This is a genomic window from Pseudactinotalea terrae (genome assembly GCF_009733845.1).
Taxonomy (GTDB): Bacteria; Actinomycetota; Actinomycetes; order Actinomycetales; family Beutenbergiaceae; genus Pseudactinotalea; species Pseudactinotalea terrae.
The window spans coordinates 413,226-427,368 of sequence record NZ_WNXZ01000003.1 but is presented as its reverse complement, the minus strand read 5'-3'; the positions used below and the strand labels follow the sequence as shown (position 1 = coordinate 427,368).

Sequence of the window (14,143 nt, the reverse complement as noted above, 5' to 3'; positions counted from 1 at the left end):
ACGCACGCTGCTGGCGGCGGCGGGTACGGATGGTCGGGCGCCGTGATGCGGATCAGGTCACCGCCATGTCGTCCATCACGCGCATCGCGTTGGCGAAGATCGTGAGGACCGGGTTGACGCCCCCGTTGGTCACGTGCAGGGAGCCATCGGCCACACGCACGTTGTCATGACCCCAGACGCGACCCATCGGGTCGGTCACCGACCGTGACGGATCCTCGCCCATGCGCGCGGTCCCGGCCTGGTGCTGGCCGCTGCTGGGTCCGGCGTCAGCGCCACGCGGCGGCGCGCCGATCACGCGCGTGGCGCCGCTCGCGGCCAGCCACTCCGACGCCCGCCCGGTCATGAAGGCCGCCGCCTTCACGTCCTCGGGGTGCACGGTACCGCTGAACCGCACCACCGGGATGCCGAAGCGATCCACGACGTGCGGGTCGAGACGGACCCGCGAGGTCGTCGTCGTCATCTCCTGGATAGGCCCGACGACGCGGTGCATGCGCGGCGAGAGCCTGCGCAGCGCATCCTTCATCTGGGTCCCGTGCAGAGGCAGCAGCCCGGCGCCGTCGAGATAGGCGTGATCCAGCACCGGCGTGGTCACGAACTCGTTGGCGAGCATGCCGCCACCGACGATGCCCGGGTTGTGGTGCCGGAAGTCGTTCGTCGCGATCGCCGGACCGGGGCCGACCAGGTCGTTGATCGGGTCCTCGAAGATGCCGGTCGCACCGGCGTAGACATGGCCCTGCAGGTGGCGACCGACCTGGTCATGGTTGTTGCCCACCCCGTGGGGCTCGCGCGACGTGGGGCTGTTCAGCAGCAGCCGCGCGGTCTCGACGGCGCCCGCCGCGACCACGATCTCCGCGGCGCTCACGCGGGTCCGCCAGATGGCGCCACCCATGTCGCCCACGAGCGCGACGGCGACGATCCGACCGGTTCCGTCGGCGACCAGCCGCTCGGCACGCGCCGAGGTGAGGATCGAGGCTCGCCCGGTCGCCACGGCGCGCGCGAGCATCGTGTTGTGCGACCCGTTCTTCGCCTCGATCGGGCAGGCGAAGCCGATGCACTGGGCGCACTGCGCACAGGCGGGCCGCCCGAGCCACGGGGTGGAGCTGATCAGCAGCGGCACGGGTGAGGTTCGCAGCCCGAGCCTGCCGGCACCGGCGGCGAGCACCTGTGCGGCCGTCGTCGTCGGCAGCGGCGGCATCGGGTAGTCCCGCGAGCGCGGGCCATCGGCACTGTTGCCGGTCGCGTCGCCGCTGACCCCGACCTCCCACTCGGCTCGCGAGTAGTACGGCTCGAGGTCGGTGTAGTCGATCGGCCAGTCGCTGAGCGTGCTGCCCTCGGGCACCCCGTAGGTCGAGGCCATCCGGAAGTCCTCGCGCGAGAAGCGCCAGGCCTGAGCGCCGTAGACCCGGGTCCCGCCGCCGATCGTCATGGCGTTGTTGCCCCACCGCCCGTCCGTCGCTGCCAGCGTGAGGATGCGGCTGCCCAGCTCGAGCGTCCGGGGTTCGTCGGCCCTGGGGGCGGTGCGATCGTCCAGCCCGACGGGGGTTCGTGCGTTGCGCAGGTGGTCCTGCCACAGGTGCGCCCTGTCCGGCATCTCGCCGCGCTCGACCACCAGCACGCGACGCCCGGCCTCCGCGAGCGCGGCCGCCGCCACCCCACCGCCTGCGCCGCTGCCGATCACGATCGCGTCGTAGTGCTCACCCAGCTGGTCGGGCGTGATGAACGCGTGCCGGTCCAGCTCGAAGACCGCGTCGAGATCGGGCCACCCGCCGGCCGGTTCGGGGCGCCAGCCGAGGTCGCGCCACGAGGCGGCGTCACGGTTGCCGAGGTTGCCGGGATCGGCGAGGTATCCCCGCTGCACGAGCCGTGCGAACCATCGGTAGTCGCCGTCGTCGGCCAGCGCGTCCAGTACGGCCAGGCGAGCCGCCGGATCGAGGCCGGCGAAGCCCGGCGCGCGCCCGCCGACGGTCACGAGCACCCGCTCGACGCGGTCCTGCCAACCCGGCCGGTCGCCGTCGAGCACGGATCGCAGGAAGTCGAGACCACCGGTCTCGAGGGCGGAGGGCGAAGAGTCCGCCGGAACGATCGTCTCGATGACCGCCGCCAGCAGCTCGGCGTGGCCGCGCGGCTCGGTCGTCATGCTTGCTCCGTGGCCGGGCGCAGGAGCGGCAGCCGCCCCTGGCGCTCGATCTCGTCGAGCACCTCGCGCGCGGTCGTGCGCTCCCCCAGCCGGTTCGGCTTGCCGGCTCCGTGGTAGTCGCTGGACCCGGTGACGAGCAGCCCGAGCTCGGCAGCGATCTCGCGGAGCGCGGCGCGGTCGGCCTCGGTGTGGTCGAGGTGGTCGACCTCCAGCCCGGCCAGGCCGGCCTCGGCGAGACCGCGGATGGTGTCGACCGAGACGACCCGCCCCCGCATCGAGGCGCGCGGGTGCGCCATCACCGGCACTCCCCCAGCGGCGCGGACGGCCGCGACGGCGTCCGCCGTCTCCGCCGCCCAGTAGCGCACGTAGTACGGGCCGGCCGGGTGCAGCACGGTCTCGAACGCCGCGCTGCGGTCGGCCACGTAGCCGCGGTTCACCAGCGCGTCGGCGATGTGCGGGCGACCGATCGTGGCCCCGTCGCCCGCCTGGGCGAGGACGTCGTCCCAGGTGAGCTCGAGGTCAGCGGCGATGCGCTCGACCATGGTCTGCGCGCGGGCCTCGCGCGAGGCCCGCGAGCGCTCGAGGATGTCGGTCAGCACGGCGTCGGTGGGGTCGTGCAGATAGCTGAGCAGGTGCACGCTGATGCTGCCCGCCCGCGTGGAGATCTCCGCACCTCGGACCAGGGTCACCCCGGTGCTGCCGACGGCCTCGCTCGCCTCGTCCCAGCCCGCTGTGGTGTCGTGATCGGTGAGCGCGACGGCATCCAGGCCCGCCGCCGCTGCCGCCCGCATGAGGTCCCCGGGGCTCTCGGTGCCGTCGGAGACGGCCGAGTGGGTGTGGAGGTCGATACGCATCGGTGCTGACACTAGTGACGCCGTGACCCCGCAGCGCACAGGGTCGAGACCAGTCGGCGAGCCAGCCACCGTGACCCCACCGCCCCGACGGCGCTCCAGTCACGCTTCCCTGCCGTGACAGACCAGCACGCCGGCCGAGGCAGCTGCCTACACTCGCCTCCCGTGCGCACCGATGAGCATGACGAGATCGTCCGTCTCTACGGGCCGTGGCTCGAGCGCACGCCGGCTGACGTGGCCACGCTGCTCGCCGACTACCCCGGTCGGTGGTGGATCGCCGGCGGCTGGGCGATCGAGACGTTCACTTGCGTGCACCGTGAGCACGGCGACATCGATCCGAGCATCCCGCGGGCCGACGTCCCGCTGCTGCGCCGCCACCTCGCGGGCAGGCTCGACGTGTGGGCGGCCGATCAGGGCTCGCTTCGCCCGCTGACCGGCGACCCGGACCAGCCGATCTCACCCACCTGCGGCAACCTCTGGCTCCGGCCCAGCGGCGCGGAGCCCTGGGAGTACGACGTGCTGCTCATGACCGTCACCGACACCACCTGGACCTACAAGCGCGATCGGCGCCTGACCGCCCCCGCCGGGCAGATCTTCTGGCAGCACGAGGGCATCACCTTCCTACGGCCTGAGGTGCAGCTGCTGCACAAGGCGAAGGGGCTGCGCCCACAGGATCACGCCGACTTCCAGGCGTGTCTGCCCCTGCTCGAACCGGCGGCCCGCAGGTGGCTGCGTGACGCGCTCGACCTGGCGCACCCCGGCCACCCCTGGATCGCCCTGCTGTGAGCCACGCTCGCGTGCACCGAGCTCGCAGCCGCCTGCACCAAACTCGTGGCCAGATGCGCTGATCGCACCCGGTCGTACCCCGAACGCGCATCTGGCCACCAGTTCGGTGCACGGCGCGGGCGGACGCGGCGCCCGCGCCAGTGAGACGATGGGCGCATGACCGAGCCTGCCGCACCGACGTCCGAGACTGCCGAGCAGCCACTGGAGGAACGCGGGAGCAACCGATCCCGCCGCCCGAGCTCGCGAGCGTTCCGCGAGTTCATGGCCTCGAGCTGGGCACCGGCGACCGAGAACGGTGGCGAGCGGGCCACCGTCGCCGACCACTCCGAGCGACGCCGCGCGGCGATCTCCGAGCAGTTTCCCGGCGAGCGCCTCGTGCTGCCCGCCGGCGGTCTCAAGGTCCGCTCCAACGACACCGACTACCGGTTCCGCCCGCACTCGGCGTTCGCCCACCTGACCGGCCTCGGCAGCGACTTCGAGCCCGACGCCGTGCTCGTGCTGCACCCCACGTTCGACGGCGAGGACCCCACCCCGACCGGCCACGAGGCCGTCCTCTACATCCGCCCGATGGCGGGCCGCGACAGCGAGGAGTTCTACGGCGACGCGCGCTACGGCGAGTTCTGGGTCGGCTCTCGCCCCTCGCTCGAGGAGATCGAGAAGCTCACCGGCATCCGTACGGTCCACCTGGACGGCCTCGAGGACGCCGTCAGCAAGGACGTCGGCCAGGTGACCGTCCGGGTGGTTCCGGATGCAGACCAGGCCACGAGCAACGCCGTCGACGCGATCAGGGGGCATCGCGAGGAGAACGACGAACTGGACGCCAAGCTCGCCGAGGCGCTCTCCGAGCTCCGGCTCGTCAAGGACGACTGGGAGATCGAGCAGATGCGCGAGGCGGTTGCAGCCTCGATCGCGGGCTTCGAGGACATCGTCCGAGCGCTGCCACGGGCGGCCGAGCACCCGCGCGGCGAGCGCGTGATCGAGGGCGTCTTCGGCGCCCGGGCGCGCGAGGAGGGCAACGGCATCGGCTACGACACGATCGCAGCGAGCGGCGACAACGCCACCACGTTGCACTGGATCCGCAACGACGGCCAGGTCCGCCACGGGGAGCTGGTGCTCGTGGACGCCGGCGTCGAGGTCGACTCGCTCTACACCGCCGACATCACCCGCACGTTGCCCGTGGACGGCACCTTCACCGACATCCAGCGCACGGTCTACACCGCGGTCCTCGACGCGGCCGACGCCGCCTTCGCGGTCGCCAGGCCGGGCGTGAAGTTCCGCGAGGTGCATGCCGCGGCGATGGCTGTGCTCGCGCAGCGGCTGTCCGAGTGGGGGCTGCTGCCGGTCGACGCCGAGACCGCACTCACCGACGAGGGCCAGCAGCACCGCCGCTGGATGCCGCACGGCACCAGCCACCACCTCGGCCTCGACGTGCACGACTGCGCCCAGGCCCGCGCCGAGATGTACCTCGACGCCGAGCTCCAGCCCGGCATGGTGTTCACGATCGAGCCGGGCCTGTACTTCAAGTCCGACGACCTCGCCGTGCCACCGGAGTACCGGGGCATCGGCGTGCGTATCGAGGACGACGTGCTCGTGACCGCCGACGGCGTCGAGAACCTCTCCGCTGCGCTGCCCCGCCGCCCCGAGGACGTCGAGGCCTGGATGGCCGCGCTCCACCAGCGCTGACCTTGTCCGAGACCACGACGGCGGAGCGCGCCGGGTCTGCGCCCTCGCCCGCGCGGGGACGCGCCGCCGTCATGCCCTCGCTCGCGGTCGGCCTGGTCGTCACGGCGCTGTACTCGCTGTGGTCCTGGCGGCAGTGGGCCCGCTTCGAGGTACCGAGCTGGGACCTCGGGATCTTCACGCAGATCTTCCGCGCCTACGCCGAGCTCCGTGCCCCGGTCGTGCCGATCAAGGGCCCGGACTTCATGATCCTGGGCGACCACTGGCACCCGCTGCTGGCGCTGCTGGCCCCCGCGTACTGGATCCACCCCAGCGGGCTGACGCTGCTGATCGTGCAGGCGCTGCTGATCGGGGTGTCGGTGACGATCGTGACCGTGTGCGCGGTGCGCCACCTCGGGCGCGGCAGCGGCATCGCGATCGGCGTGGCGTACGGGCTCTCGTGGGGGCTGCAGTCGTCGGTGGCGTCGCAGTTCCACGAGGTGGCGCTGGCGCTGCCGTTCCTCGCCGCGTCGCTCTCCGCGCTGGTGCGGCGGGACCACCGGGCCGCCGCGCTCTGGTCGTTGCCGCTGCTGCTGGTCAAGGAGGACCTCGGGCTGACGGTCACGATGATCGGCGTGGTGATCGCGATCCGCGGCGCTCGCAGGCTCGGTGTCGGGCTGGCGGTCGGTGGGGTGGTGGCGTTCTTCCTCACCACCAACGTGATCCTCCCTGCCCTCAACCCCGACGGCGTGTGGGACTACGCGGACGACTCGATCGTCTCGCAGGTGTTCTCCGACCCCGCCGGGGCACTGAGCTCGCTGTTCACGGGGTTCGGCAACAAGCTCGTGCTGATCGTGCTGGTCGTCGCGGTCACGGCGTTCCTGGCGCTTCGCTCTCCGCTCGTGCTGATCACGCTGCCGACGTTCGCCTGGCGGCTCACCTCCGACGTGCCGTTCCACTGGTCCCTGGACTGGCACTACTCGGCCGTGCTGATGCCGGTGGTGTTCCTCGCGCTCGTCGACGCCCTGGTGAGCTCACCGACCTGGAAGGCGAGGGCCCCCTGGTTCGCGGGGATCGCCGTCGTGCTCGCTCTGGTGGTGACCATCCAGTTCCCCCTGTGGAAGCTGACGGACGGTGAGTACTGGACCCCGGGCAGCCGCCCCGAGCCTGCCGCGGTCGCGCTCGCCGCGATCCCCGACGGCGCGACCGTGGTCAGCGACATCACCCTGATGGCCTACCTGGCGCCGCGCACCGAGGTCTACTGGATGGGCAACGACAACCCGGTGCCCGAGTACGTGGTGCTCTTCCAGGGCGCCGGGATCTACGGTGGCGACCCGCCCGAGAGCGCCGAGGCGTGGGCCGAGGAGCGCTTCCCCGGCGAGGACTTCACCCAGATCGTCGACGCCGACGGCTTCCTCGTCGCCGAGCACACGCCCTGACCCTCGTCAGCACGCTTCCGGACAGGCATAGACGACGGCGTGGGCTGAGAGAGTGTTGAGCAATGTGCCGTCAGGCCAGTTCCACAACGCCAACCCGGGCCGGGCGTTGCGCTCCATGCCGTCAGGTCAGTTCTGCAACGCTGACCCGGGGCGCGGCGGGACCGGCAGCACCGTCGCCCGCTCCCCGGCGGGTACCGGACTCAGGCCTCGCGGTCGTCGGCGACAGGTGCGGCGCCGTCGGCGGGCATCGTGGCGAGGAGGCGGCGTGCCTCGTCGGCCGACTCGGCCAGGCACAGCACCGCGAAGCGGCTGGCCATCACCTGGGAGGTCGAGCTGAAGTCGCGGCGGCCCCCGGTCAGCGCGTGCCCGACGACGCCCCACAACATCCCGAAACCCGCACCGATCAGCAGCGCGGGGATGAAGATCCCGACCAGCGTGGCACCCGGGGACAGCAGCAGGAACATCAGCCCGAGGAACACACCGAGCCACGCTCCGGAGGCTGCACCCTGCAGCGCCGCGTGCATGTACGTGCGGCGGCCGGTGATGCGCTCGACCATCTTCAGATCGGTGCCGACGATCGTCACCTTCTGCACCGGGAACTCCGAGTCGGAGAGGAAGTCGACCGTGCGCTGCGCCTGCAGGTAGGTGTCATAGGCAGCGATCTCCTCCCCCCGAGGCTGGTTGCCGAGTCGGGGGTCGCGAGGGGTCTGCATGAACGACATGCCACCATTGTGTACCCAGACGCTTGACGTTCGCTGGGAGCAGGCTGGGACGTGGTCGATCACCGGTCCGTGCGGAGGCGCTGGCATAGGCTGCCGACGTGAGCGCACCCAGCAACGCGAGTACCCGGCTGAGCGCCCGCGTGTTCGTGGGCAGGCTGGCGGGCACGGACGTGTTCGAACCCCTCGGCGACAAGGTGGGGCGGGTCCACGACGTCGTGCTCATCCTTCAGCCGACCGGTGCCCCGCGCGCGGTAGGCCTGGTGGTCGAGGTGCCCGGCAAACGCCGACTCTTTCTGCCGCTGACCCGCGTCACCTCGATCGAGGCGGGCGCCGTGTTCACGACCGGCCTGCTCAACATCCGCCGGTTCGAGAAGCGAGCGGCGGAAACCCTCGTGCTCGGTCAGCTGCTCGACCGCACGCTCACGCTCGCGGACGGCTCCGGCGAGGTCCGCGTCGAGGATGTCGCCCTCGAGCAGCAGCGCAACAGGGACTGGCGCGTGAGCAAGCTGTACGTGCGGCGCACCACCTCCGGGCGCCTCTTCCGGCGCGGTGAGTCGTTGCTGGTCGGTTACGACGAGGTCACCAGCCTCGAGCCCCGCGCCGCGCAGGCCCAGAGCGCCTCCACGTTCCTGGCGACCCTGGAGGACCTCAAGCCTGCCGACGTGGCCGATGTCCTTCACGACCTGCCGGACGACCGGCGTGTGGAAGTCGCGGCCGAGCTCCCCGACGAGCGGCTCGCCGACATCCTCGAGGAGCTGGGCGACGACGACCGGGTGGTGATCCTGTCCGGGCTGACCTCCGAGCGGGCCGCCGACGTCCTCGACGCCATGCAGCCCGACGACGCCGCCGACCTCATCGCCGAGCTGCCCAACGAGCAGGCGGCCGAGCTGCTCGAGCTGATGGAGCCGGAGGAGGCCGAGGACGTGCGCCGGCTGCTGGCCTACGACGAGCACACCGCGGGCGGCATGATGACCACCGAACCGCTGATCCTCGGCCCGGAGGCGACCGCGGCGACCGCGCTCGCGCACGCCCGGCGTCAGGACGTGACGCCCGCGCTCGCCGCGATGGTCTTCGTCGCACGGCCGCCGCTGGAGACGCCGACCGGCAAGCTGCTAGGAGGCGTCCACCTGCAGATGTTGCTGCGGCAGCCGCCTCACGAGTCGATCGGGACGATGCTGGACAAGGACATCCCCGCCGTCGGGCCGGAGGACCCGATCGGCAAGGTCACGCGTCTGCTCGCGACCTACAACCTCACGGTCCTGCCGGTGGTCGATGCCGAGAAGCGCCTGCTCGGCGCGGTCACGGTCGACGACGTGCTCGACCACCTGCTCCCCGAGGACTGGCGCGGTGCAGACGACGAGGTGACCGACGCGCAGATGAGTCAGAACCGTGGCTGACGACCGCCTCGACACCCCCGTCGATTCCCGCCGCCGACTGCTGCCGCGCAGCCGGCGCTCCCCCGACGCGTTCGGTCGCCTCGCGGAGGGCATCGCCCGATTCATGGGCACCCCGCGGTTCCTGCTCTACATGACGGTCTTCTGTGCGGCCTGGCTGCTCTGGAACACGCTGGCGCCGAGCACCCTGCAGTTCGACCCGCGCGCGCTGAACTTCACGTTGCTGACGTTGATGCTGTCGTTGCAGGCCTCGTACTCGGCGCCACTGATCCTGCTCGCGCAAGAACGCCAGACCGACCGCGACCGTGTCGCCGCCGAGCAGGACCGGGTGCGCTCGGAGCGCAACCTCGCCGACACCGAGTACCTCGCGCGCGAGATGGCTGCCGTGCGGCTGGCGCTCAACGACGTCGCCACGCGCGACTTCCTGCGCAGCGAGCTGCGAAATCTCCTCGAGGACATCCTCCAGGAGCGTGAGAACGAGCAGAACGAGAACCGCCCGGCGCAGGACACGTAGACGTGCTCGCGAGGCGCGACGAGGCCGCTCTCAGCGGGCCACTCCGAGCTCGATGGACGGCGTGCGACACCCCACGCCCAACATGACAGATTGTGCTCGCTAGACACGAGTATCGATCATGCGCAATCATGGAGCCGTGACCACAGACATCCTCGGCGCACACATGGAAGCCGAGCTCACCAGTCAGCCCGACACCTGGCGGCAGGCCGCCGCTCTCGCCGAGTCAGCACCGCTCCCGCAGCAGGGGCAGCGGGTCGTGATGCTCGGCTGCGGAACCTCCTGGTTCATGGCGCAGTCCTACGCTGCGATGCGCGAGCAGGCCGGCCAGGGCGTCACCGACGCCTTCGCCGCCTCCGAGGCACCGCTGGAGCGCGACTACGACCTCGCGATCCTGCTCTCCCGTTCCGGCACCACCAGCGAGGTGATCGCCGCCGCCCACACCCTCAAGGGCCGGGTGCCGCTGCTCGGGATCGTCGCCGACCCCCAGACCCCGATCCCCGGCGCGGTCGATGATCTCGTGGTCCTCGACTTCGCCGACGAGGCCTCGGTCGTGCAGACCCGCTTTGCGACCACCGCGCTGACGCTGCTGCGCGCCGGTCTGGGCCTGGACGTCGTGCCCTCGATCGCCGACGCCGAGGCCGCCCTGGCCGCCCCGATCGACGAGCGGCTCGTCGCCGCCGATCAGATCACGTTCCTCGGGTCCGGCTGGGCCGTCGGGCTCGCGCACGAGGCCGCGCTCAAGAACCGCGAGGCCTCGCAGTCCTGGACCGAGTCCTACCCCTCGATGGAGTACCGGCACGGCCCGATCGCCGTGGCGGCTCCAGGCCGCGCCACCTGGGTGCTCGGGGCTGCCCCGGAGGGCCTGAGCGACGATGTCTCGGCCACCGGCGCCGCCTATGTGGAGCACGCCGACGTCGACCCGCTCGCCGAGCTGGTCGCGACGCAGCGGGTGGCCCTCGAGCGGGCTCGCGCGCGCGGGCTCGACCCCGATCACCCCCGCGCGCTCACCCGCTCCGTCATCCTCGGGTGAGCCCCGACGTGGTCGGCGTCGACCTGGGGCCCGGCGCCCCTGTCGCCGTCCTCGATGTCGGCGGTACAGAGATCAAGACCTCGGTGCTCGACGGCGAAGGTCACCTCTCCCCGGCCGTGCACTCCCCGACCCCGCGCGGTGCGGACGTCGTGGAGCGGGTCCTCGACGCCGTCTCGGACCACGTCGAGCAGGTCCGTGACGCGCAGCCCGCTCCGGCCGCCGTCGGCCTGGTGGTACCCGGGATCGTGGATGCCGACCGCGGCGTGGCGGTGTTCTCCGAGAACCTCGTGTGGCACGACGTGCCGTTCCGTGACCTGGTCGCCGAACGCACCGGGCTCCCGGTCGGGTTCGGGCACGACGTCGCGACCGCCGGACGCGCCGAGCTCGAGCTCGGGGCCGCACGCGGGGTCGCCGATGCCGCGGTCCTCGTCGTCGGCACCGGCATCGCGGCTGCGCTGTTCGTCGAGGGTCGGCCGCTGCTCGGCCACGGCTGGGCAGGAGAGCTCGGGCACTCGGTCGTGGACCCGGGCGGGCCAGCGTGCGTCTGCGGCGCCCACGGCTGCCTGGAGGCCATCGCGAGCGCCGCGGCGATCACCCGCCGATACACCGCCGCGACCGGGATCGAGGTCCCCGGCGCCCGTGAGGTCCTGGCGCTCGCCGAGGCCGGCGACGAGGCCGCCCGCAACATCTGGGACAACGCGATCGCGGCGCTCGCGGCGGGGATCCGGCAGCTGGCCGCGATCCTCTCGCCGGAGGTCGTCGTGATCGGCGGCGGGCTGTCCCGAGCCGGTGACGCCCTGTTCGGTCCGCTCGCCGACGCGGTCGGCCGCACCACGCCGCCGCACCGGGTCCCCGAGCTGCGACCCGCCGCGATCGGCGCCTACGCCGGGCTCGTGGGAGCGGCGCTGCTGGGCCGGGAGGCCGCACGGTGATCGTCACGCTCACGCCCAACCCGGCGCTCGACCTCACCTACCATCTCGAGAAGCTCGATCTCGGTTCCTCGCAGCGGGTCCCGCCCGCGCAGGTCCGCGCCGGCGGCAAGGGCATCAACGTCGCGCGCGTGCTCCACGCGCAGGGCCATGCCAGCCACGTGGTGGCACCGGTGGGCGGCGCGGCAGGCGCGACCGTGCGCGAGGACCTCGATGCCGCCGGTCTGCGCCACTCGCTCCTGGAGGTCGAGCTCGCGACCCGTCACACCCTCGCGCTCGTCACCCCCACCGCAACCACGAACCTCAACGAGACAGGTGCCGCACTCAGCGGGACCCAGTGGCAGCAGCTGATCGCCCTCGCAGCCGCTGCCCTCACCGACGGCGCGACCGCGGACGACGTCGGCCCGCGGTCGCATCTGCGCCCCGTCGTGGGCGAGAGCAGCATCCCGGCTCGAGCAGTCCTGGTGTGCAGCGGCTCGATGCCGCCGGAGTCCCCGGTCGACGCGATCTCCTGCCTGGTGGAGGTCGCTCACGAGCACGGAGCGCGTTGCGTCGTCGACACCAGCAGCGTCCCTCACCTGCGCGCTGCCGCCGACGCCGGTGCCGACGTGCTCAAGCCCAACCACCACGAGCTGCTCGCGGCGATGGGCGGCGACGACGTGCTCACTGCGGCCCGCGCCCTCGCGAACCGGGGCGGCAGCATCGTCTACGCCTCTCTCGGCGCGGCCGGGCTGCTGCGTGTCCCGCCAGACGGCGCCGTGCTGCACGCGCGCCTGAACCGCTCGCTCGCAGGCAACACCACGGGTGCGGGCGACGCTGCGGTCGCGGCGATCGCCGCATGCCTGGCCACCGACGCCCCCGCCGAGGAGACGGTGCGCCTCGCGACCGCCTGGTCCGCTGCCGCCGTGCTGCACCCGCTCGCGGGCTCGATCACCGACCCGGCACCGCTGCTCGCCGACGTCACGGTCGAGACCGTCACCACCGCCCCCGCCCTGAAGGACTGACATGCCCCTCGTCACCACGCGCGAGCTTCTCGACGCCGCGATCGCCGACGGCTCCGGCCTCGCCGCCCTCAACGTGCTCCACCTGGAGACCGCCGAGGCGATCGCGGCCGGCGCTGAGGCCGCCGGCGGCGGCGCGGTGCTCCAGATCTCCGAGAACTGCGTGAGGTTCCACGGCTCGCTCACGCCGATCGCCGACGCCGCAACCGCCGTCGCCCGCGCCAGCAGCGCTCCGCTCTCGGTCCACCTCGACCACGCGGAGGACGCCTCGCTCATCGCCGAGGCGCTGCGCCTCGGGTTCTCCTCCGTGATGGTCGACGGCGCCCGGCTGGCCTGGGAGGAGAACGTCGCCCTCACCCAGGGCGCCGCGCGGGACGGACGCGCGGCAGGCGCCGTCGTCGAGGCCGAGATCGGTGAGATCGGCGGCAAGGACGGCGCGCACGCGCCAGGGGTGCGCACCGATCCGGAGGAGGCGGCGCGATTCGCCGAGGCGACCGGGGTGGACCTGCTGGCGGTGGCGGTCGGCAGCTCGCACGCGATGACCGAGCGCACGGCCGCCGTCGACCTCGAGCTGATCGAGCGGATCTCCGCCAGGGTCCCGGTGCCGCTGGTGCTGCACGGCTCCAGCGGGGTGCCGGACGACGCGCTGGTGGCCGCGATCAGGTCCGGCATGCGCAAGATCAACGTCTCCACGCAGCTCAACAAGGTGTTCACGGCCGCGGTGCGCGAGCGGCTGGGCGCCGACCCCGGGCTGGTCGACTCCCGTAAGTACCTCGGCGCCGGGCGCGAGTCGATGACCGGCGAGGTCGAGCGCCTGATCCGGCTGTTCGCCTCAGCGGGGTCGCAAGAATGAGGCGCGAGGAACGGCTCGTCGCGATCCTCGACCTGCTGGGCGAGGCTGGCGTGCTCGACGTGAGCGACGTCGTCGAGCGCTTCGACGTCTCCCCCGCCACCGCGCGACGCGACCTCGACGTGCTCGCCTCCCGCCAGCTGCTGACCCGCACGCGCGGCGGCGCGACCGCGCAGTCGGTCTCCTACGACCTGCCGCTGCGGTTCAAGCGCGAGACGAACCCCGACGCCAAGGCCGCGATCGCGGCGATGGTGCAGACGCTGATCGTGCCGGGCATGCGGATCGGGCTCTCGGGCGGCACCACGTCCAAGGCCGTCGCCGACGCGCTCGGGCAGCGCACGGATCTCGACGCGCACGACGGCGAGGGCATCACGGTGGTCACCTCGGCGATCAACATCGCGGCGCAGCTGGTGATCAGGCCGCACATCCGGGTGGTCGTGACCGGCGGCGTGGTGCGGGTGCGCTCCTACGAGATGGTCGGGCCGTACACCGACCTGATGCTGGAGCGGATCACCCTGGACGCCGCTTTCATCGGCGTGCACGGCATCGACGCCGAGAACGGCCCGATGGTCCAGGACGAGCGCGAGGCCCGCGTCAACGCGCTGATGGCCTCGCGCGCCGAGAACGCCTGGGTGATCGCCGACTCCTCGAAGGTCGGGCAGCGGGCGTTCGCCACGGTCGGTGAGCTCGAGTCGTTCACGGGCCTCGTCACCGACGCCGGGATCCGTGATGAGGACGCCGAGGCGCTGCGCGCGCGGGGGCTGCAGGTGCTGATCGCTCGGTGACCGGACCCACACCCTCGCCCGCGGGTGGCGGTCCGCAACCGGCTTA

Annotated in this window: 13 protein-coding genes; 10 read left to right on the top strand and 3 right to left on the bottom strand. The window is 72.3% G+C overall.

The window, feature by feature from the left end:
• Positions 1–52: 52 nt before the first annotated feature.
• On the bottom strand, positions 53–2,137 hold the full coding sequence (locus tag GPA03_RS12795; RefSeq protein ID WP_156252384.1) for a GMC oxidoreductase: 2,085 nt from the start codon (positions 2,135–2,137) through the stop codon (positions 53–55).
• Positions 2,134–2,991 (bottom strand): PHP domain-containing protein, encoded by an 858-nt coding sequence (locus GPA03_RS12790; protein ID WP_156252383.1) that lies wholly within the window; start codon positions 2,989–2,991, stop codon positions 2,134–2,136. The genes GPA03_RS12795 and GPA03_RS12790 overlap by 4 nt, the downstream gene beginning before the upstream one ends.
• A gap of 162 nt (positions 2,992–3,153) precedes the next feature.
• Between GPA03_RS12790 and GPA03_RS12785 the strand changes: the two genes are divergently transcribed.
• The 3 genes from GPA03_RS12785 to GPA03_RS12775 all read left to right on the top strand — a co-directional run bounded on the left by GPA03_RS12785 (position 3,154) and on the right by GPA03_RS12775 (position 6,872).
• On the top strand, positions 3,154–3,774 hold the full coding sequence (locus GPA03_RS12785; protein WP_206673542.1) for a hypothetical protein: 621 nt from the start codon (positions 3,154–3,156) through the stop codon (positions 3,772–3,774).
• 156 nt (positions 3,775–3,930) lie between these two features.
• A complete protein-coding gene (locus GPA03_RS12780; RefSeq protein ID WP_156252382.1) occupies positions 3,931–5,457 on the top strand; it encodes an aminopeptidase P family protein in 1,527 nt (508 codons plus the stop codon).
• 2 nt (positions 5,458–5,459) lie between these two features.
• Positions 5,460–6,872 (top strand): DUF2079 domain-containing protein, encoded by a 1,413-nt coding sequence (locus GPA03_RS12775; protein ID WP_156252381.1) that lies wholly within the window; start codon positions 5,460–5,462, stop codon positions 6,870–6,872.
• Positions 6,873–7,072: 200 nt separating this feature from the next.
• On the opposite strand, the gene GPA03_RS12770 is transcribed toward GPA03_RS12775, so the two are convergent.
• Entirely contained in the window at positions 7,073–7,594 is a 522-nt protein-coding gene (locus GPA03_RS12770; protein WP_156252380.1) for a YflT domain-containing protein, read from the bottom strand.
• Positions 7,595–7,692: 98 nt separating this feature from the next.
• Here GPA03_RS12770 and GPA03_RS12765 point away from each other — a divergent pair, with 98 nt between their 5' ends.
• The 7 genes from GPA03_RS12765 to GPA03_RS12735 all read left to right on the top strand — a co-directional run bounded on the left by GPA03_RS12765 (position 7,693) and on the right by GPA03_RS12735 (position 14,097).
• Positions 7,693–8,991 (top strand): magnesium transporter MgtE N-terminal domain-containing protein, encoded by a 1,299-nt coding sequence (locus GPA03_RS12765; RefSeq protein WP_241681281.1) that lies wholly within the window; start codon positions 7,693–7,695, stop codon positions 8,989–8,991.
• Positions 8,984–9,502 carry a DUF1003 domain-containing protein gene (locus GPA03_RS12760; RefSeq protein ID WP_156252379.1) on the top strand — a complete coding sequence of 173 codons (519 nt, stop codon included), beginning with the start codon at positions 8,984–8,986 and terminating at the stop codon, positions 9,500–9,502. The genes GPA03_RS12765 and GPA03_RS12760 overlap by 8 nt, the downstream gene beginning before the upstream one ends.
• Positions 9,503–9,638: 136 nt before the next feature.
• On the top strand, positions 9,639–10,532 hold the full coding sequence (locus GPA03_RS12755) for an SIS domain-containing protein (protein WP_206673541.1): 894 nt from the start codon (positions 9,639–9,641) through the stop codon (positions 10,530–10,532).
• Positions 10,529–11,464 carry an ROK family protein gene (locus GPA03_RS12750; protein WP_206673540.1) on the top strand — a complete coding sequence of 312 codons (936 nt, stop codon included), beginning with the start codon at positions 10,529–10,531 and terminating at the stop codon, positions 11,462–11,464. The genes GPA03_RS12755 and GPA03_RS12750 overlap by 4 nt, the downstream gene beginning before the upstream one ends.
• Entirely contained in the window at positions 11,461–12,465 is a 1,005-nt protein-coding gene (locus GPA03_RS12745; protein WP_156252378.1) for a 1-phosphofructokinase family hexose kinase, read from the top strand. Before GPA03_RS12750 ends, GPA03_RS12745 begins: the two co-directional genes overlap by 4 nt.
• 1 nt (position 12,466) lies before the next feature.
• Positions 12,467–13,315 carry a class II fructose-bisphosphate aldolase gene (locus tag GPA03_RS12740; protein ID WP_156252377.1) on the top strand — a complete coding sequence of 283 codons (849 nt, stop codon included), beginning with the start codon at positions 12,467–12,469 and terminating at the stop codon, positions 13,313–13,315.
• Positions 13,312–14,097 carry a DeoR/GlpR family DNA-binding transcription regulator gene (locus GPA03_RS12735; RefSeq protein ID WP_156252376.1) on the top strand — a complete coding sequence of 262 codons (786 nt, stop codon included), beginning with the start codon at positions 13,312–13,314 and terminating at the stop codon, positions 14,095–14,097. The genes GPA03_RS12740 and GPA03_RS12735 overlap by 4 nt, the downstream gene beginning before the upstream one ends.
• The last annotated feature ends 46 nt before the right edge of the window (positions 14,098–14,143 follow it).